At 68.9% G+C, this 20,333-nt stretch carries 14 protein-coding genes; 6 read left to right on the forward strand and 8 right to left on the reverse strand.

The annotated features are described in order from the left end of the window. The first annotated feature begins 110 nt into the window (after positions 1-110). From P2T62_RS03790 to P2T62_RS03815, 6 genes are all read left to right on the forward strand, one after another. Positions 111-3,707: a DNA polymerase II large subunit gene (locus P2T62_RS03790; RefSeq protein WP_276260160.1), complete on the forward strand. Its 3,597-nt coding sequence runs from the start codon at positions 111-113 to the stop codon at positions 3,705-3,707. A gap of 63 nt (positions 3,708-3,770) precedes the next feature. Then, positions 3,771-4,748: a COG1361 S-layer family protein gene (locus tag P2T62_RS03795; RefSeq protein ID WP_276260161.1), complete on the forward strand. Its 978-nt coding sequence runs from the start codon at positions 3,771-3,773 to the stop codon at positions 4,746-4,748. 526 nt (positions 4,749-5,274) lie between these two features. Next, on the forward strand, positions 5,275-7,707 hold the full coding sequence (gene csg, locus P2T62_RS03800) for an HVO_2072 family ArtA-dependent S-layer glycoprotein (protein ID WP_276260162.1): 2,433 nt from the start codon (positions 5,275-5,277) through the stop codon (positions 7,705-7,707). 178 nt (positions 7,708-7,885) lie between these two features. Further along, positions 7,886-8,884, forward strand: coding sequence for an ABC transporter ATP-binding protein (locus P2T62_RS03805; protein ID WP_276260163.1), 999 nt, complete (start codon positions 7,886-7,888; stop codon positions 8,882-8,884). Further along, positions 8,881-9,828, forward strand: coding sequence for an ABC transporter permease subunit (locus P2T62_RS03810; protein WP_276260164.1), 948 nt, complete (start codon positions 8,881-8,883; stop codon positions 9,826-9,828). Before P2T62_RS03805 ends, P2T62_RS03810 begins: the two co-directional genes overlap by 4 nt. A gap of 172 nt (positions 9,829-10,000) precedes the next feature. Further along, the gene (locus tag P2T62_RS03815; protein WP_276260165.1) at positions 10,001-10,831 is read left to right on the forward strand and encodes a M48 family metallopeptidase; all 831 of its coding nucleotides are present in this window, start codon (positions 10,001-10,003) and stop codon (positions 10,829-10,831) included. Positions 10,832-10,971: 140 nt separating this feature from the next. Here P2T62_RS03815 and P2T62_RS03820 read toward each other — a convergent pair whose 3' ends face one another. The 8 genes from P2T62_RS03820 to P2T62_RS03855 all read right to left on the reverse strand — a co-directional run bounded on the left by P2T62_RS03820 (position 10,972) and on the right by P2T62_RS03855 (position 20,111). Further along, the gene (locus P2T62_RS03820) at positions 10,972-12,609 is read right to left on the reverse strand and encodes a dihydrolipoamide acetyltransferase family protein (RefSeq protein ID WP_276260166.1); all 1,638 of its coding nucleotides are present in this window, start codon (positions 12,607-12,609) and stop codon (positions 10,972-10,974) included. Positions 12,610-12,611: 2 nt separating this feature from the next. Then, complete coding sequence (locus P2T62_RS03825) at positions 12,612-13,631, reverse strand: alpha-ketoacid dehydrogenase subunit beta (protein ID WP_276260167.1); 1,020 nt, start codon at positions 13,629-13,631, stop codon at positions 12,612-12,614. Next, complete coding sequence (gene pdhA / locus P2T62_RS03830) at positions 13,628-14,731, reverse strand: pyruvate dehydrogenase (acetyl-transferring) E1 component subunit alpha (RefSeq protein ID WP_276260168.1); 1,104 nt, start codon at positions 14,729-14,731, stop codon at positions 13,628-13,630. Before pdhA ends, P2T62_RS03825 begins: the two co-directional genes overlap by 4 nt. Before the next feature lie 225 nt (positions 14,732-14,956). After that, entirely contained in the window at positions 14,957-15,889 is a 933-nt protein-coding gene (gene lipA, locus P2T62_RS03835; RefSeq protein WP_276260169.1) for a lipoyl synthase, read from the reverse strand. 760 nt (positions 15,890-16,649) lie between these two features. After that, positions 16,650-17,261 carry a 30S ribosomal protein S7 gene (locus P2T62_RS03840; RefSeq protein ID WP_276260170.1) on the reverse strand — a complete coding sequence of 204 codons (612 nt, stop codon included), beginning with the start codon at positions 17,259-17,261 and terminating at the stop codon, positions 16,650-16,652. Continuing rightward, positions 17,261-17,689, reverse strand: a complete 429-nt coding sequence (locus P2T62_RS03845; protein ID WP_276260171.1) for a 30S ribosomal protein S12 — start codon at positions 17,687-17,689, stop codon at positions 17,261-17,263. The genes P2T62_RS03840 and P2T62_RS03845 overlap by 1 nt, the downstream gene beginning before the upstream one ends. Before the next feature lie 117 nt (positions 17,690-17,806). Then, positions 17,807-18,715, reverse strand: coding sequence for a GAF domain-containing protein (locus P2T62_RS03850; protein ID WP_276260172.1), 909 nt, complete (start codon positions 18,713-18,715; stop codon positions 17,807-17,809). Between the two features lie 82 nt (positions 18,716-18,797). Beyond that, a complete protein-coding gene (locus P2T62_RS03855; protein ID WP_276260173.1) occupies positions 18,798-20,111 on the reverse strand; it encodes an MFS transporter in 1,314 nt (437 codons plus the stop codon). Positions 20,112-20,333: the final 222 nt, after the last annotated feature.

Below are 20,333 nucleotides of genomic sequence, written 5' to 3' on the forward strand. Positions count from 1 at the left end.
GTCGCCGAGGTATCGGAACAAGCGCTGGATGGGGAATAGAACGAACGAGATGGCGGCACAATCGACAAAATCGTGACACAGACCGATAATCGCTGTCGGTGGTGGTCGTAGTGCGCGAGGCCGACGAGCGCTACTTCGAGCGCATCGAGGGCCAGCTGGACGAGGCGTTCGACGCCGCACGCGAGGCCAAGGAGCGTGGCGGCGACCCCTCCACCGAGATCGAGATCCCGGTCGCGAAGGACATGGCCGACCGTGTCGAGAACATCCTCGGCATCGACGGCGTCGCCGAGCGCGTCCGGGAACTGGAGGGCGAGATGTCCCGCGAGGAGGCTGCGCTCGAACTGGTGAACGACTTCGTCGACGGCAACGTCGGGGACTACGACGGACGCGCGGGCAAGGTCGAGGGCGCGGTCCGGACGGCGGTCGCCCTGCTGACGGAGGGTGTCGTCGCGGCGCCCATCGAGGGCATCGACCGCGTCGAGTTGCTGGAGAACGACGACGGGACGGAGTTCGTGAACGTCTACTACGCCGGCCCCATCCGCTCTGCGGGCGGGACGGCACAGGCGCTGTCGGTGCTCGTCGCCGACTACGCCCGGTCGCTGCTGGGCATCGAGGAGTACAAGGCGCGCGACGCGGAGGTCGAGCGCTACGCCGAGGAGATCGGTCTCTACGACAAGGAGACCGGTCTGCAATACACCCCGAAGGACCCCGAGACGAAGTTCATCGCCGAGCACATGCCCATCATGCTGGACGGGGAGGCCACGGGCGACGAGGAGGTCTCCGGCTTCCGCGACCTCGACCGCGTCGACACCAACAACGCCCGCGGGGGGATGTGTCTGGTCCTCGCCGAGGGTATCGCGCTGAAGGCGCCGAAGATCCAGCGCTACACGCGCGGGCTGGACGAGGTCGACTGGCCGTGGCTCCAGGACCTCATCGACGGGAACTACAAGGACGACAAGGGCGGGGACGAAGCGGCCGAGGACGACGACGGTGACGAGGAGGACGCGGCCGACGAGAGCGACGAGGACGATGCCGAGGCGGGCGACGAACCCGCGGGTCCGCCCCGCGTCGAGAAATCGAAGAAGTTCCTGCGCGACCTCATCGCCGGGCGGCCCGTGTTCGGCCACCCCTCGGAGGCGGGTGGCTTCCGCCTGCGCTACGGCCGCGCGCGCAACCACGGCTTCGCGACCGCGGGCGTCCACCCCGCGACGATGCACCTCGTGGACGACTTCCTCGCGACCGGCACGCAGATCAAGACGGAGCGTCCCGGCAAGGCCGCGGGTGTCGTCCCCGTCGACTCCATCGAGGGGCCGACGGTGAAACTCGCGAACGGCGAGGTCCGGCAGGTCGACGACCCCGCCGAGGCCCTCGAGATACGGAACGGCGTCGACGCCATCCTCGATCTGGGCGAGTACCTCGTCAACTACGGCGAGTTCGTCGAGAACAACCACCCGCTCGCGCCCGCCTCCTACACGGTCGAGTGGTGGGTCCACGAGATGCGCGCCGCCGACGCCGACGTGCAGGCGCTGGAGGACGACCCCCACGTCGACCTCGCGCACCCGTCGGCCGAGCAGGCGCTGGCGTGGGCCGAGACCTACGACGCGCCGCTGCACCCCACGTACACCCCATGTTGGCACGACATCTCCGTCGAGGCGTTCGACGCCCTCGCGAGCGCCGCCAGCGAGGGGTCGTGGGCCGAGGCCGACGGCCTCGCGATGCCCGAGGACTCGGGGACGGGCGGCCGCGACGCGCCCGACGGCGAGGGCCGGACGCTGGTCCTCCCGCGCTCGGACCTCGTCACGGACGCGCTGGAGGCCCTGCTGGTCGAACACACCCAGGGTGAGGACACGCTGACGGTCCCGGACGCGCTCCCGTTCGTGCGCTCGCTCGGGCTCACCGAGACTCTCGAGCGCACCTGGACCCTGGACGACCTCCCGCGCGAGGCCCGCCAGTACGACGACGGGAACAACGCCATCGAGGCTGCCAACGCCGTCGCGCCGTTCGCGCTCCGCGAGCGCGCGCCCACCCGCATCGGCGCGCGGATGGGCCGCCCGGAGAAGTCAGAGAGCCGCGACCTCTCGCCGGCGGTCCACACGCTGTTCCCCATCGGCGAGGCCGGCGGCAGTCAGCGCTCGTTCGCCGACGCCGCGAAGTACGCACCCACGATGGACCACCCGCAGGGCCGCGTCGACGTGGAACTCGCACGCCGGGAGTGCCCGGACTGTGCGACCGAGACCTTCCGCGCGCGCTGCACGGACTGCAACGCCGTCACCGAGGCCGTCTACGTCTGTCCCGACTGCGACAGCGAGGTCGAACCCGACGAGTCCGGGCGCGCGGAGTGCCCGCGCTGCGAGACGCTCGCCTCGCCCACACAGTACGTCACGCTCGACGCGAACAGCGAGTACCGCGGCGCGATGGAGAGCGTGAAAGAGCGCGAGAACGCCTTCGGGACGCTGAAAGCCGTCAAGGGACTCACCTCCGAGGAGAAGGTTCCGGAGCCGGTCGAGAAGGGCGTCCTCCGCGCGAAGAACGGCGTCTCGGTGTTCAAGGACGGCACCGTCCGCTACGACATGACCGACCTCCCCGTCACCTCCGTGCGGCCGGAGGAACTCGACGTGACGGCCGACGACTTCCGCGAACTCGGCTACCACGAGGACATCGAGGGCCAGCCGCTCCGTCACGACGACCAGCTGGTCGAACTGAAGGTGCAGGACATCGTCCTCTCGGACGGCGCCGCCGAGCATATGCTCCGCACGGCGGATTTCGTCGACGACCTGCTGACCCAGTACTACGGCACGGAACCGTTCTACGATGTCGAGGAGCGGCAGGATCTGGTCGGGGAACTCGTGTTCGGGATGGCGCCGCACACGTCGGCGGCGGTCGTGGGTCGGGTTGTCGGGTTCACGAGTGCTGCGGTCGGTTATGCCCACCCATATTTCCACGCAGCGAAGAGGCGCAACTGTGACGGCGATGAAGATTGCGTTATGTTACTTATGGACGGGCTTCTAAACTTCTCTCGGAAATATCTACCGAACCAGCGCGGTGGTCGGATGGACGCGCCCCTCGTCATGTCCTCGCGCATCGACCCCTCGGAGATCGACGACGAGGCCCACAACATGGACATCGTGACCTCGTACCCCCACGAGTTCTACGAGGCCACGCGCGAGATGGCCGACCCCGAGGACGTGGACGTCCAGATCGCCGAGTCCACGCTCGGCACGGACGACGAGTACCACGGCTTCCAGCACACCCACGACACCACCGACATCGCGCTGGGTCCGGACCTGTCGGCGTACAAGACGCTCGACGACATGGACAAGAAGATGGACGGGCAGCTGGAGCTGGCCCGGAAGCTCCACGCCGTCGACGAGACGGACGTGGCCGAACGCATCATCGAGTACCACTTCCTGCCCGACCTCATCGGGAACCTGCGCGCCTTCTCGCGGCAGGAGACGCGCTGTCGGGACTGCGGCGAGAAGTACCGGCGGATGCCGCTCTCGGGCGACTGCCGGGAGTGTGGTGGCGAGGTCTCGCTCACGGTCTACCAGGGCTCGGTGAACAAGTACATGGACACGGCCCGCCGGGTCGCCGAGGAGTACGGCGCCCGGCCGTACACGAAACAGCGCCTCGAGATCCTGAACAAGGCGCTGGAGTCCATCTTCGAGAACGACCACAACAAGCAGTCCGGCATCGCGGACTTCATGTGACCCACGGGCGCCTCCGGTGGGGGGCAGCGCGGGGGTTATGCCCCCACGTGCCGAACCGTGTGTATGCGTACCACAGCCGTCGCGCTGGTCGTCGCACTGGTCGTCACGGGGGCGGGGGCCCTCGCGCTGGGGGGCGCGCCGGCGGTGGGGGCACAGACCGACGGGACGGTCCTCGGAAGTCCGTCGCTCTCGGTGTCGGCAGCCGACAACCGACTCGGCGCCGGCGAGGAGCGCTCGCTGGAGGTGACGGTGGCGAACGCCGGGACGCTGGTCCAGGGGGGCCCCGCGCAGTTCGAGGACCGGGTGACGACGGCCCGCAGCGTCCGCATCGAGGTGGCTCGCGACCGACTACAGGCGCCGCTCGCCCGTGGGCTCCACGTCGACACCGGGACGGTACTGCTGGGTGAGATTCCCGGTGCCACCACCCGGGCGGTCGACCTGTCCCTCGGTGTTCGACGCTCGGTTCCGCCGGGGACCTACCAGCTCCCGCTCCGCATCTCGTACGAGTACACCTCGTTCGTCCGGTACGGCGAGGGCGCGCCGGAGTACAACGACGCCGAGCGGACGGTGGTCCTCAGGGTGCCGGTCGTCGTCGAGGAGCGGCCGCGACTGGAACTCACCAGCACCGGGAGCGACCCCATCACCCCCGGGAACACCGGACGGTACCGCTTCACCGTGACCAACACCGGGTCCGAGCGGGCGACCGATGTCGGCCTCCGGATCCGGGCCGACAACGTCGCAGTCCACCTCGGCGGCAGGGCCTCGGCCGGAGAGACGACCGGCGTCTTCGTCGGCGACCTCGACCCCGGTGCCTCTCGGACGGTGGCGGTGACGCTCGGGGCGTACGAGTCGACGGCGCCGGGGACGTATCTGCTCGAGATGGCGGCGATCTACCGCACGCCCGGTGGGTTCGAGCGGAGGGACGACTCCCTGCGGGCAGGGGTACGGGTGGTCGAGCAGGCCGACAGCGGCAACCGGACGCGCCAGGTGGTCGGGAGTACCTCGTTCCCCCCGCCGGACAACGGGACCGTATCGCCGTAGTGGTCGCGCCTATCGCTCTACAGGCCCCGGCCTATCGCTCTACAGGCCCCGGCCTATCGCGACGTATCGGGCCCCCGTGACGAGATAGGGCGAGCGAAGTCGACCGGTACGTGCTACCTTTCCCGACGGACAGGCGGTGAGCCCCGGTCTCCGGTACGGGAGCGTACCGGTGGGCGGCTCCCCCCACCGGGACACCGGGCGACTCGTGCCGATGGTTCGGATTCCCGAGGGATCGGCGGCAAGGAGCACCAACTCCTGCCGGAATCCCCGGTAGGTGCGGGTTTGGAAATCGCCGCGGATTCCGTCCCGAGCGTAATCCGGTGTTTCCTCGAGTATCGTGGGAAATAACAAACACGGGACATGGCCTACTGACTTCCCCGGATAGAGGTGGAAATAGGCCAGAGATTCCCTCAAGTCCGAGATAATGGAGTAATATCGTACAACTGAAACGAAATATGAATCCAGACATTACAACACAATGATACGAAAAACGAACGGATCAGGCAGCCGGATCGGTGTCATCCTCATGGTCGTGACACTGGTCCTCTCGTCGACACTGGCGGGTGTCGCCTTCGGCGCGACCGTCCAGCGTGGCGGCGGGAACTTCAACCCGGGTGTCGGCGGCCCGAGCGACGTACAGATAACGGCGGACAAGCCCGTCGTCTTCCAGGGCGAGGAGAACATCGACCTCCTCGGGACGGACGGCCAGCCCATCGACGCCGCGCAGCTCGTCGGCGTGGCCGGGGACGCCGAGGGCGTCCCGCTGGAACTCCCGGTCCCCCAGGACCAGGAGCGCGGCCAGTACGCCATCAACGGCCAGGCCGACCAGGCAGGCGTGACGGTCCAGACGCCGCGCGTGACGGAGCTGGAGCTCCTGAACGAGCGTGGCATCGACGTCGAGGGCGCCTCCGTCCAGGAGGACGAGGTCATCCTCGTGCGCGCCGAATGGAACTACGAGGAGGCGGAGGACCTCGAACTGATCGTGCGCGACGAGAACGGCAACGAGATCACCGGTGACGTCCTGGCCGACGCCGACCAGCTGTCGGCGTCCCAGCGCGAGGAGCTGACCGGTGCCTACGCACAGAACCCCGCGAAGGTCGCGAACCCCGGCCAGCGTGGCACCGGAACCGGCGTCGTCTACCTGCAGGGCGTCGGTCAGTTCGAGCCGGGGGAGCTGAACGGGAGCCAGGTCGACGCGGCCTACTGGGCACTCGACCTGAGCGACATCGACTCCGGTGACGTCTCCGTCACCGTCGAGGGCTGGGACGACCTCGACTTCGGGGCCGCGACCCGGTCGACCTCGCTCTCGGTGCAGACCGAGGACGACGTGACGCTGGACCTCGACCGCGACGACGCGACGCGGGGCCAGAACGTCCGGTACACCATCCGCGGCTCGACCGCGGGCGCGAACCACTACGTCGTCATCGAGGACGACGACTTCCGGAACAACCGCGTCGACGCGCGCGTCTTCCGCGACATCCAGGACGTCGTCGACCGCGGCACCTTCGACACGGACGACGACGGGACGCCGGAGTTCGCGTGGGCGCAGGTCGAGATCGACGAGGACACCGGCCTCGGTGTCGGCCAGATCGACACCTCGTTCCTCGACGACGCGTCGGTCACCGTCGACCTCTTCGCAGCGGACCAGTCGCTCGACGAGGTCGCGGCGGACCTCGGGAACCCCGAGGACGACCGGACGCTCAACGTCGAGCAGGGTGACCTCGAGTTCGACAGCCCGGTCGGCACCTACGTCGCCGGGTCCGAGGTCGACGTGCGTGGCTTCGCCGCGCCCGGTGTCGACGACGTTGCCATCTACGCCCGCGACCAGGGTGACTGGGAGCTCGTCGACGTCAACGAGGACGGCACGGCCGACGGCGACGACACCATCAGCGTCGACTCCACCGGCGAGTGGGAGCGCGAGGACGTGGTCCTGTCGCAGGCTAGCGACATCTTCTCCATCCCCGGCCGCTACCGCATCGGCGTCGTGGAGGCGGAGGACGCCGTCGACGGCCAGGGTGAGCTCCGGACCACGCTGACCACCTCGCAGTTCAGCAGTGCGACCAGTAGCCAGTCCTCGCTCATCGTCCAGGAGCCCGGACTGGAGGAGACCCGGTCCTTCCAGGCCATCAACGGTCAGGTCGCCGTCGAGGACGGCACCGTCGACGTGGTCGGCGTGGCGCCGGGCCTCGACGAGGTGCTGGCCGTCATGGTCGACTCGCGCGGTCGTATCGCCACCGAGCGGATCTCGGTCGACGACGACGACACGTTCGAGGAGGACGACATCCCGCTGGTGACCCAGGACGGCCGGACGCTCAACGAGGGCACCGTCCGTGCGCTCCTGCTCGGTCTCGGCCGCGACGGCGTCGCCGGCGACGGCATCCTGCCGGGGCAGACGTCCGCCAACCTGGCGGCCCTGGAGAACTACGTCGTCGGCCTCGGGCCGGGACTGACCCAGGAACAGACCATCGAACGCATCCGTGACGAGACCACGGACGAGGTCGCTAGCGACGACCTCTCGATCAGCGAGTCGTTCCGGTTCACGGACGGCGCGACCAGTATCGAGACGGTCGCCCCCGCTGACGGGAACGTCAGTCAGGGCCAGATCCAGACCATCGAGGTCGGCGAGACCATGCTGGTCCAGGGTCTCACCAACCGCAAGCCCGACGACAACACCATCTCGGTGGAGGTCATCGACGGGCCCAGCGCCGACCAGTTCGACATCAACTCGACCGACGAGTGGGGGCTCGACGGTGTCTGGTCCGTGACGCTCGGCACCGACGGTGTCGAACCCGGCACCTACGTCCTGGAGGCCGACGACGGTGACAACACGGACACGGTGCAGGTCCGCATCGTCGAGGCACAGGCCGAACCGGAGCCGACGGCCACGCCGGAGCCGGAGCCGACGGCCACGCCCGGGAACGTGACCGCGCTACGCGGTCCGCTCCCCGGCGTCCGGTGACGGGACTTCGAGCAGTATCGCCAGTCGAGTGAGGCGCGCCGGCCGGGGACGCGCCCTGCGGCTTCTTTATCGACGGTCGGAAGCGCCGAAGTCGTGCCGCCGACCTGGATGACTCGCGACAACATACCACACGACGAGTGTGGAACCTTTTGAAGGAGGCGGCTGCAACCCGCGGTATATGGCCGCCATCGAGCTGGACGGGGTCACCAAGCGGTACGGGACCCTCACGGCCCTGGACGACCTGTCGCTGACGGTCGAGGAGGGCGAAGTGTTCGGGTTCCTCGGGCCGAACGGGGCGGGCAAATCGACGACGATCAACGTTCTGCTGGACTTCGTCCGGCCGGACGAGGGTGAGGTGGAGCTCCTGGGCGAGCCCGTCAGGCGCGAGCAGAGCGCCGAGGTACGCGAGCGCGTGGGCGTCCTCCCCGAGGGGTTCGGCGTCTACGACCGCCTCTCCGGGCGCAAGCACCTCGCGTTCGCCATCGACTCGAAGGACGCGGCGGACGACCCCGACGAACTGCTCCAGCGGGTCGGTCTCGACGGCGACGGCGACCGGCCGGCGGGGGACTACTCCCGCGGGATGAAACAGCGCCTCGTCCTCGCGATGGCGCTCGTCGGCGAGCCCGAGCTGCTCGTGCTGGACGAGCCATCGACGGGGCTGGACCCCAACGGCGCGCGCCGGATGCGCGAGGTGGTCCGCGAGGAGGCCGCCCGCGGCGCGACCGTCTTCTTCTCCTCGCACATCCTCGGGCAGGTCGAGGCGGTCTGCGACCGCGTCGGCATCATCCGCGACGGCGAGATGATCGCCGTCGACTCCGTGGAGGGACTACGGGAGGCCAGCGGTGCCGAGAGCGCCCTCGAGGTCTCGACCGGATCGGCGGCCTCCGAAGCGGCGCTCGACGACGTGCGGGCCCTGACCGGCGTCTCCGAGGTCCGGGCGGCTGGCACGCAGGTCACGGTCACGCTGGGGGACGAGGTCCGGAAGACCGAGATACTGGACGCCCTCGAGTCGGCCGGCGTCGAGGTGGTCGACTTCGAGACCCGCGAGACCTCGCTGGAGGACCTGTTCGCGGCCTACACGGAGGGCGACGAGGCCGAGAGTCCGGCCGGTGACGGGGAGGCGGGGAGCGACGGCGACCCCGACGGGACCGGGGACGAGGGGGGTGAGTCCGCGTGAAGTCCGTCCTCGCCATCGCGCGCAAGGACTTCGAGGACGCCATCCGGTCGCGGGGGGTGTTGCTGGTCTCCGTGCTGTTCGTCGGGCTGTTCGTGTTCGGTGCGTACTTCTTCGCCGACACGGTCTCGCAGGCGGCCCAGCAGGCCGGGAACGCGCCCGCACAGGGGGGCAGTGGCGGCGGTCCGGACTCGAACACGTTCCTCCGGGTCCTCTCCTCGGGCGTGACGCTGCTCGTGCCCGTCGTCGCGCTCGTCGCCTCGTACAGCGCCATCGTCGGCGAGCGGACGGACGGGACCCTGAAGCTCCTGCTCTCGCTGCCCCACTCCCGCCGGGACGTGGTCCTCGGGAAGCTCCTGGGTCGTGGGGCGGTGGTCTGTCTGCCGGCGGTCGGCGGCCTGCTCCTGGCGATGCTGGTGTTCCCGTTCACCGGGGTCGCGCTCAAGCCGGTCGCGTTCCTGGGGTTCATCCTCCTGACCGGGCTGCTGGCGGTGACGTTCGTCTCGCTCTCGGTCGGGATCTCGGCGGCCGCCTCGACCGACCGCCGGGCCGTCGTCGGGACCGTCGGCGCCTACCTCGGTCTGCTGGTGTTCTGGAACCAGGCAGTCGACCCGGCGGTGACCCGGCTGGCGAACGTCCTCGACTGGGGCCAGGCGACCGTGCTGAAGGCCTCGATCACTGCGAAGCTGCTCAACCCGCTCGGGGCGTACAACTCGCTCGTCGCCTCGCTGGTCACCGACTCGACCGCCTCGGCCCGGGCCGCCGTCACGGGGGGGATCCAGCTCTCCCGCCAGGCGGGGCTCCTCCAGCGCGTCTACGCCCAGCAGCTCGGCCAGGGGGGTATCCCGTTCTACCTCACCGACGCCGCCGTGGTCGTCTACCTGCTGCTGTGGCTGGTCCTGCCCCTCCTCGCCGGATACGCCCTGTTCCGGTCGGCGGACCTCTGAGTGGGGGAACCACGGACAATCGGTGAACGTCCGGGATATTCTCGTTCTGCCACAACCCACCGCGATATACTGCATATGATCCGACAGTTCTCTCGATGGTCGGTAGACATCGAGGTTGGTTGCGCGCCGCGGCCACGCGGTTTATCACCCTCCGCGGCCTACCCCGGGGTACATGACAGATTTCGGACTGCGACTGCGGATGGTCGTCGTCGGGACGATCCTGTTCGCGTTCTACCTCGCGGCGGGCACCTTCGTGGCGGCGGCGACCGGGCTGCCGCTCCTGCCCGTCCTCGCGGTGGGTATCCTCGTCGTCCCGGCGCTCCAGTACAAGCTCGGCAAGTGGCTCGCCACGCGGAAGGCCGAGGAGATACCGGCGGGCGCCACCGGCCGGTACGGCGACATCCGGCAGATGACGCTGGACCTGGCCGACGAGATGGACGTCCCCGAGCCGACGGTGATGAAGATGCGGATGGGCGTCCCCAACGCCTTCGCCGTCGGGCGGAAGGGTGCCGGCGTGGTCGTCGTCAGCGAGGAGCTCGTCGCCCTGCTCGACCGTGACGAACTCGAGGGGGTCATCGCCCACGAACTGGCCCACATCAAGAACCGCGACGTGGTGACGATGGTCGTCGGGCAGTCCATCGGGATGATCGTCGGCTACGTCGCCTACTTCGCGGTGCTGATGATGGGCGAGGACAACATCGGCTCGTTCATCCTGGCGATGGTGGTCTCCTCCATCGCGAACGCGCTGGTGATGATCTTCGTGCTCGCCATCTCGCGCTACCGGGAGTACGTCGCCGACTCGGACGCGAAGGACGCCATCGGCACCGGCGACCCGCTGGCGCGGGCGCTGGAGAAGATCTCCCGCGGCTCCGAGGGGCGCGAGATGGAGATGAACGAGTCGATGAGCGCGCTCTGCATCTTCAACTCGGAGCGCGGGCTGCTGGAGAAGATCTTCTCCACGCACCCGCCAACGGAGAAGCGTATCGAGCGGCTTCGGGCCTGAGCTTTCTTCTCGCCGCGGTTCTCCGGCCGGAGCGCCCGCAGGGCGCGGAGGCCGGCAGAGTTTTTCTGAACGTTTTTGCGAGGAGTGGTGCCCAGAGCGCCGCCGAAGGCGGCGTGAGGGCACCCGACGAGTAAAAAGCTCTACTCCAGCAGCAGCAACTCGGGGTTCTGCAGGTACTCCATCAGTGTGTTCGCGAACTGCGCCGCGTCCGCGCCGTCGATGACGCGGTGGTCGATGGTCAGCGAGATGGGGATGGTGTGCTTCGCCACCACCTCCCCGTCCTCCACGACGGGGCGCTCCTTCAGTTCCCCCAGCCCGAGGATGGCGGTCTCGGGGTAGTTGATGATGGGCGTGGCGTACTCGCCGCCGATAGCACCGAAGTTGGTGATGGAGAAGGTGCCGCCCTGCATCTCCTCGCGGCTGATGGACCGGTCGCGGGCCTTGCTCGCCAGCTCGTTCACCTCGCTGGCGATGGTGAGCATGTCCTTCTCGCCGGCCGACTTCACGACCGGGACCATCAGGCCCGCCTCGGTGGCGACGGCGATGCCGATGTTGTGGTAGTGCTTGACGAGTATCTCCTCCTCGTCCTCGTCGAGTTGCGAGTTGAGGATGGGGAACTCCTTCAGCGCCGCCACGATGGCCTTCACGATGAAGGGCATGTAGGTCAGCTTGATGCCGCGTTCCTCGGCCTTCGGCTTCAGCCGGGCCCGCGTGTCCACGAGGTCGTCGACGACGACGGTGTCGTGGTGGGTGACGTGGGGCGCGGTGTACTTCGAGTTCTCCATCGCCTTCCCGATGGTCCGGCGGATGCCCCGGTAGGGGACCCGCTCGACCTGGCCCTCGGGTGTCGTCTCGGTGTCGGCGGCGGTCGCACCGGCGGCGGTCGTGGCCGTCTCGCCGCCGGTCGCCTGCGTGACGGCCTGCGTGTCGGCCTGCTGGGCGGCGCGCTGGGCCTCGGCGTACGCCCGGACCTGCTCGGCGTCGACGAACGGCTCGCCGTCGCGGATCTCGTCGGTCGGCACGTCGTCGATGTCGATGCCCTCCTCCGCGGCCACCTGTCGTGTGGCGGGGGCGGCCAGGGTTCGGTCGCGGCCGGCCGCCTCGGGCGCGCCGCCGGGGTGCGCGTCGGCGGGCGCGGAGCCGTCGTCGCTTCCGGCCGCCGGTTCGTCGGTCACCTTCCGCGTGGCCGACCGCACGGCGGGTTCGGCCGCCGTCCCGTCCTCGCTCGCGGCCGACGCGGAGGCGCCGCCCGATTCGGCCGCCGCACGCACGTCGCCCTCGGTGACCCGGCCGCCGGGGCCGCTGCCGGCGACGGTCTCGATGTCGACGCCGAGTTCGCGGGCCAGGCGGCGGGCTGAGGGCGCCGCGAACACGCGGCCGCCCTTCGCCGACACCTCGCCGCCGGACTCGCCATCCGTGCTGGCCACTGAGTCGGCCTCTTCGACCGCCGAGACGGCGGATTCGACGTCGGCGGTGTCGGCCGATCTGGACTCGGCACCTCCCTCGTCGGCTGCATCCTCCATCGGCTCGACGGGCTCGCCTTCCACATCGAACGTGATGATGACCTCGCCGACGGGGACCATCTCGCCTTCCTCGGCGAGGATCTCGCGAACGGTCCCGTTGACGGGCGCGGGCACCTCGACGACGGCCTTGTCGGTCTCGACCTCGGCGACGGGCTGGTCCTCGGTGACCGTGTCGCCGACCTTGACCAGCCAGGTGACGATCTCCGCCTCCGTCAGCCCCTCGCCCACGTCGGGGAGTTTGAACTCGCGGACCATGCTCAGAACTCCACCGTCTCCCGGATACCGTCTGCGATGCGCGCGGCCTCCGGGAGGTAGTAGTCCTCCAGCGCGTACAGCGGGAACGGCACGTCGAACCCGGTGACGCGGTTGACCGGCGCCTCCTGGTAGAGCAGCGCCTCCTCCTGGATGGTCGCGGTTATCTCGCCCGCGAGGCCGCCCGTCTTGGGTGCCTCGTGGACCACCACCGCGCGCCCGGTCTTCTTGAACGACTTGAGGATGGTGTCGGTGTCCATCGGCGACAGCGTCCGGAGGTCGACCACCTCGCAGTCGATGCCCTCGTTCTCGGCGAGCTCCTCGGCGGCCTCCATCGTGGGCCGGGTCATCGCGCCCCAGGTGTAGACCGACACGTCGGCGCCCTCGCGCCGGACCGCGGCCTCCCCGAGCGGGACGGTGTAGGTCTCGTCGGGCACCTCCTCGCGGAAGGCCCGGTAGATGAGCTTGGGTTCGAGGAAGACGACGGGGTCCGGGTCGCGGATGGCCGACGCCAGCAGCCCCTTCGTGTCGTACGGGGTCGAGGGGATGACGACCTTCAGGCCGGGTTCGTGGACGAAGAACGCCTCCTTCGACTCGGAGTGGTGTTCCGGGGCGCGGATGCCGCCGCCGTAGGGGGCGCGCACCACCATCGGACAGGTGTAGCGCCCGCGCGAGCGGGTGCGCATCCGTGCGGCGTGGGAGATGATCTGGTCGAACGCGGGATAGATGAACCCCATGAACTGGATCTCGGGGACGGGCCGCATCCCGTAGGCCGCCATCCCGACCGCGGTGCCGACGATGCCGGCCTCCGCGAGCGGCGTGTCGACGACGCGGTCGCCGCCGAACTCGTCGTAGAGGCCCTGCGTGGCGCGGAAGACGCCGCCGTTCTGGCCGACGTCCTCGCCCATCACCAGCACCGAGTCGTCCCGCTCCATCTCGCCGTACAGCCCGTCCCGGACGGCCTGTACGAGGGTCAGGTTCTGCGTGCTACCGCTGCCGGCCGTGTCCGCGTCTTGCGTGCTCATTCCAGGAGTACCTCGTCGCCGTGCGTTTCGCGTAGCCGCTGGAGGTACGCGAGCTGTTCCTGCAGCCGCTTCGGCTGGTCGGCGTAGACGTGCTCGAAGATCTCCTCGGGCTCCGGTCGCTCGACCGTCTCGGCCGTCTCGATGGCGTCCGCGACGGCCTCCTCGACCTCGCGCTGGAGTTCGGCCTCGCGCTCGTCGTCGAGGAGGTCCCGGTCCCGGAGGAACGCCTCCAGCCGGGGGATGGGGTCCTTGGCCTTCCAGCGCTCGACCTCGTCCTCGTCGCGGTAGACGGACGGGTCGTCGGCCGTGGTGTGTGCGCCGAAGCGGTACTGGACCGCCTCGATGAGGGTCGGACGCAACTCGTCCTCGTCGGGGTCCTTGGCCTTCTCGACGGCCTCGCGGGTCACCTTGTAGACGGCGAGCGGGTCCATCCCGTCGACCTGGACGCCCTCGAAGCCGTAGCCGACGGCCTTCTGCGCCAGCGTCTCCGCCGCGGTCTGGCGCTCGCGCGGGACGGAGATGGCCCACTGGTTGTTGTTGCAGAAGAAGATCGCGGGGGCGTCGAACACGCCCGCGAAGTTCAGCCCCTCGTGGAAGTCGCCCTCGCTCGTGGCGCCGTCGCCGAAGTAGCAGATGAACGCCTCGTCGTTGCCCTGCAGCCGGGAGGCCCACGCCATCCCGGTCGCGTGGGGGATCTGCGTGGCGATGGGGACCGCGACGGGGAAGATGTTCAGGTCGTCCAGCTTGTTCCCGCGCTCGTCACCCATCCAGTAGCGCAGCGTCCCGCTGAGGCTCTGGCCCCGGACGAGCGCGACGCCGTGCTCGCGGTAGGAGGGGACGACCCAGTCGGTCTCGTCGAGGGCGTACGCGGAGCCGACCTGGGCGCCCTCCTGCCCGGAGAGGGGTGGGTAGGTGCCCATCCGACCCTGCCGCTGGAGGCTCACCGCGCGCTGGTCGAAGTGACGCGCCAGTTTCATGTCGCGGTACATCCCGAGGAGGTCGTCGTCGGGGATATCGGGGACCTCGGCCCCGTCGAGGACACGCCCGTCCTCGTCGAGGATCTGGACCTGCTCTCGCGGGTCCTGCTGTAACGTGCTCATGGGAGTCTCACCCTACGATACGACATACACCCGACTGCCGCCGCCGGTGCCGTATAGTTTACGTAAGATTTGCCCGAAACGCACGGACGTTCGGCTCCGACCGGTGGAACTGTCGGACGTTACGGGAGCTATCTGAATGGTCGGTGAACGTTCGGGCTGCACCGTCGGCCGAGGACGACCCGGCGGTCGGCCGGCACTGGGTGGCCTGCTCCGGCGCCGTGTGGCTCAGTCTCCCCGCGCCCGTGCCTCCGCACGCGCCTCCGCGACGCTCTTGCCCTCCCGGTGGACGGCCTCGACGAAGAACTCACCCGCCTTGAACGACGACCGGACCATCGGGCCCGAGGCGCAGTACGAGAAGTCGAACTCGCCCTCAGCCACGTCACGCCACGTCTCGAACTTGTCCGGGTGGACGTAGTCGAACACCTCCAGGTGCGACCGCGAGGGCTGGAGGTACTGGCCGAACGTGACGATGTCCGTCCCGACCTCCCGTAGGTCGCCCAGCGTCCGGTAGACCTCGTGGTCGTACTCGCCGACGCCGAGCATCAGGCTCGTCTTGACGTAGGCGTCCGAGTCGCGGGCGTACTGTTCGAGGACCGCGAGCGACTGCTCGTAGCCCGCGCGCCGGTCCCGGACGGGCCACTGGAGCCGCTCGACCGTCTCGACGTTGTGCGCCAACACGTCCGCGCCCGCCGCGGCGACCTCCGCGACGAGGTCGGCCTCGCCCTGGAAATCGGGCGTGAGCGCCTCGACGAGGATGGACGGGTCACGGTCCTTGATGGCCCGGATGGTGTCGGCGAAGTGGCCTGCGCCCTGGTCGGGCAGGTCGTCGCGGTCGACCGACGTGAGGACGACGTAGTCGAGGCCGATCTCCGCGACGGCGTCCGCGACGTTGGCGGGTTCCTCGGGGTCCGGCAGCTCCATCCCCCCGGTCTCGACGTCACAGAAGTTACAGCCCCGCGAGCAGCGGTCCCCCAGCAGCATGAACGTCGCCGTGCCGGGGCCGTTCCGCCCGGACCAGCAGTCCCCCAGGTTCGGGCAGGACGCCTCCTCGCAGACGGTGTGAAGGTCGTGCTCCCGGAGGGTCGACTTGATCTCCGTGAACCGCTCGCCCGACGGTGGCCGCATCTTCAACCAGTCGGGCTTGCGCGTGCCGCTCATTGTGTCGGGTGTTGGGGGGTGACGGTGAAAGGTCTATGGTTGGATGGAGGGCCTGGCGAGTCCAGATGTGCGGTGGCACGTGGTGACGGTGAGGTCGCCGATGACACCGGCTACGAAGCCCTCGCGCTCTCGACCAGCCGGGAGTCGCTGCGCTCCTCGCTCGCGTTGCTCGCTGCGGTGCTTGCTTCCTCCGGGCTGGGTCGAGAGCGCTCGCCCTTCGAGTCCACCAGGATTCAGTTGTGTCATGGGCGCCGTGGCCCTGCCCTTCCCCAGGTCGCGCGGGTTCGCGGGCGAGCCGCGAACCACGCGGCTCGCGGTGGCTCCGCCACCGCTCGCTCGGGGCGCCGGAGGCGCCCCGCTCTCCCGGCCGGGTGGCAGTTGGTCGGCTGGTTCCGAGACCAGGAAGCGCGCGGGCGCCATCCCCGTGGAGGCCGCGAGCGAGAGCGAGCGTCCCGGAACACTCCGGCGCCCGCGCGGGGAGGTGTGGGGACACCCTGCTAGGCGGGAACCACCACGCGCACACGCTCGACCGAACCAGCAACAGGGTGGGACTGAAAGGGGCCGCCCGCTCGACGAAGCACGGCGACGTAAGCACCGCAACGGAGCGAACGAAGTGAGCGGAGCGAGGAGCGCACCGAGCCGCGCGAGTCGAGCGGGCGGGGGCTTTCGACAGGGTACTGCCGTCGCACTCTCGGAACAATAATAGAAAAATAAGCGGAGCTAACAAGCAGTTAAGATAACAGAAAAGATATGCTCCAGATTACCGAGCTGCAGCGGCGACGCGCTCCTTCTCTTCCTTCTGGGAGATGGCGTACGTCTGCAGGTCGTAGTCGGCGGCGCCGATGAGCTGCTGGGCGAGCGCCTCGGCGGCCGTGGTCTTCGTCTTGTAGGAGTTCTGCTTGACGCCCCGGGCGATGAACTTCAGGGCCTGGTCGACGCGGCGCTGCGGGGCCACGTCGACCGCCTTCGGGACCGAGATACCGCCGTACTTCAGGCGGACGGTCTCCTCGCGCGGGCCGCTGTTCTCGACAGCGGTGACGAGGACCTGGACCGGGTTCTCCTCGGTCCGGCTCTCGATGGTGGCGAACGCGTCGCGGACGATCTGGGTCGCCTGCTGCTTCTTGCCCGTGTTCTCCTCGGTCTGCATCAGGCGGTTGATGAGCCGCTCGACGATGGAGATCTCGGACTTCTTGAACTGCTTGTTCGCGTGGCGACCCATCGTGTGCGCGACCGGCGTGACGGTGATGTACCGTCGCGTCGAGGGGTCGTCGTACTCGATGTCGTCGACCGAGTACTGCTCGAACAGTTTCGCGGAGATGCGCTCGTCCTCCGTGTCGGCGGGTGCGTCGGGGTCAGGCTGTTCCGTGCTCATTATCGGACGGGCTTCTCCGCGTTCCCGCGGACGAGTTCGATCAGGGAGACGCCGTTCACCTTCTCGACCTTGTAGTTGACACCGGAGAGGTCACCCATCGCGCGGCCCTTCGCGCCGCCGATGCCGGCGATGGTGACCTCGTCGTGCTCGTCGATGAACGAGATGGCACCGTCACCGGGACAGAACGCGGTGACCTGCTTCCCGTTCTTGATGAGCTGGACCCGGACACACTTCCGGATCGCGGAGTTGGGCTGCTTGGCCTCGATGCCCACCTTCTCCAGTACGATACCTCGGCCCTGCGGGGCGCCTTCGAGCGGGTCGGACTTCTTGCCCAGCCCGCGTGCCCGCCGTGCGTAATCCGAGTCGGACCACCGCTGCTTCTGGCGGTCCTTCTTCAGCTTACGCGCGGCGTACTTGCCGTTCGCCATAGTGCAAGTGCGTTTCCGGTGGAGGGACTTAAACGTCCCTTTTCGTTCGCCGGCGCGTGAGCCCCTCACGTGGTGTCGGGCCGGACGAACACGGCCGCCGCTGCCCCCTCGAGGCGGTCACTCCTCCAGCGTCAGCTCGTTCTCCGTCGAGATGTAGGTGTCCGGGTCCTGCGGGCGCGCGACGAGCCGCCGGAGTTCGAGTTGCTCCATCGCCTCGTCGGCCAGCGCCGAGAGCCGCCACTCCTCGCCGTCCGACAGCGGCGCCGACCGGGCGTTGTCGTAGACGGCGAGGGTGCCGATGGGGTGCCCGTCCGGCGCGACCAGTCGGGCGCTGGCGTACCAGCGGAACTCCCCGTCGGGGGCGAGGTCGGCCCACTCGTGGTCCTGCAGGTCCGGGATGCAGGTCACGCCGGGGTCGAGGAACGCGCGGGCACAGAGGCTCTCGCGCCGCGGCTGCGTCACGTCCGGGGTCCCGTAGGCCGCGAGCGCCTGGTAGCGGGTGCGGTCGACGAGGCCGACCAGCGCCGCCGAGACGCCGAGGGTCTCGGCCGTCAGCCGGCAGAGCCGCTCCAGACTGGGCCGCGCCAGCAGCGGCGCCATCCCGTACTGGTCGGCCGTGACCGCGCGGGCCTCCTCGTCGTCGGCCAGCGGGTAGTCGGCCTCGTCGGGCCGGATCGCTTCGAGCACCCGGTCGGCCAGCCGCTCGAACTGGTCCGGCTGTGACTTGTCGACGTGGCCGGCGACCTCCGGCCGGTCGGCGAGCGGCGAGCGCCCCGCCGTGAACGTGAGGACCGTCACGTTCCGGTCGGCCGCCGTCCGCAGCGCCTCGTCCCACTCGTCGTCCTGCCCCACCCCCGGCTCGAACACGAGGACGTCGATGTCCTCGCGCTCCAGCGTCGCGGTCGCCACCCGCGGGTTCGAGGCATCCAGTACGTCCACCCCATCGGCGCGCATCTCCAGCGCCAACCCCGTCGCCTCGGCGGTCGGCCCGGCGTCGACGCAGAGCACCGTGATACCCGTCTCCATTACCCATCCAGGGCGGCCGCTCCTACTTCAGCGTTCCGTGAAAACGGGTCGGCTGCCTGCTGGTGTGCCGCGCCGGGAGTCGTCAGTCGTCGGCCGAGACCGCCGCCGGCTCGTCGCCGACGAAGCCGGCCTCGTTGGCCACGCTCGCGATGCGGGGCTGGAACACCCACGCCGTCAGCAGGACGATGGGGATCATCGACGCGCCGACGATGGCGTAGCCGACGTGCAGGTTCGCCAGGAACGGCGCCGCGTACACGAGCGGGTAGATGATGCCGCCGATGGTGCCGACGCCGCCGACGACGCCCGCGACCGCGCCCGAACTGTTCGGAAACATCGCCGGCACCTGCGCGAAGATGGCGCCCTCCGCGAACGCACAGCCCATCCCGACCAGGAAGCCGGCGCCGACCGCCAGCAGCACCTGCCCGGACAGGCCGGCGAGCGTCATCCCGAACATCGTCAGGACGACGAAGCACAGCGAGACGAACGTCCACTGCTCACGGTAGCGGCCCGTGAAGATGGGAAGGATGTTCGTCTCGTTGCGGGCCAGCCGGTCGCTCACGTACCCGCCGATGGGCCGCAGCAGGCCCGCCGCGACCGAGAACGTCGCTGCGAACGTCGCCGCCAGCGTGAGGTTCTGCGTGTTGAACCCCTCGCGGTAGTAGGTCGCCAGCCAGCCGTTCATCGACAGCTCCAGGCCGAACGTCATCACGTACGCCAGCGCGAGCACGACCGTCCCGTAGCGCGTGGCGGTGTGGAGCCAGTCCGTGAAGCCGGCCTGCTCGGCGGTCGCCTGCCGCTTCTCCTCGCTCTTTGCGGCCTCGCCCAGCAGGTAGTACGTGACCGCGAGCCCGATGGAGATGACGCCCGTGTAGAAGAACGCGGCCCGCCAGTTCGTCGAGAACAGCGGCCCGTTCCAGCTCGCGGGGAACACCCGGGGCAGGATGAGCGCGCCGCCCGCGGCGCCCGCGTTCCCGATGCCGGCGTAGATACCCTCCGCCGTCCCGAGTTCCTCCTCCTCGAACCACTCGGAGACGTGCTGGATGCCGATGACGAACGTGATGCCTGCCGTCGCCACGACGAGGCGTTCGACGAAGAACACGGTGTAGTCCTGGGCGAACGCCGACGCAATCGAGAACACCCCGACGTAGCCCAGCACGATGGCGAATACCGTCGGCGCCCCGAACTTGTCTGAGAGCCAGCCCGTCAGGATGCGGCCGAACGGCGCGAGCCAGATGGCCGCGCTCGCCAGGATGCCGATTTCGGTCAGCGAGAGCCCGAACTCCTCGGCCATCGGCCCCGTGAACGGCGCGAACGAGAACCAGATCAGGAACGAGAAGTTGAACCCGATGGTGGCGAGCAACAGCGTCCGGTACTTCGTCATCCGGATCAGTCCCATGCCGCCACCTCCGCCTGGATACGGGCACGAATCGCGATGCTCGAAACCAACTCGTCCACTGATTCGCTATCGAGTTGGACGTTAGTCCATTCCATTACGGATAATCGCGATGTAGTTGTAGCTGATAAGGACTTCCGTTTACAAAACGGATATATTGGCGTTCGAGGTGGACGAGAGTCCGGAATAGGGACGGATATTACGAATTTAAGGCCGTTTGGCGTG

The sequence above is a fragment of the Haloglomus litoreum genome (assembly GCF_029338515.1).
In the GTDB taxonomy this organism is placed as follows: domain Archaea; phylum Halobacteriota; class Halobacteria; order Halobacteriales; family Haloarculaceae; genus Haloglomus; species Haloglomus litoreum.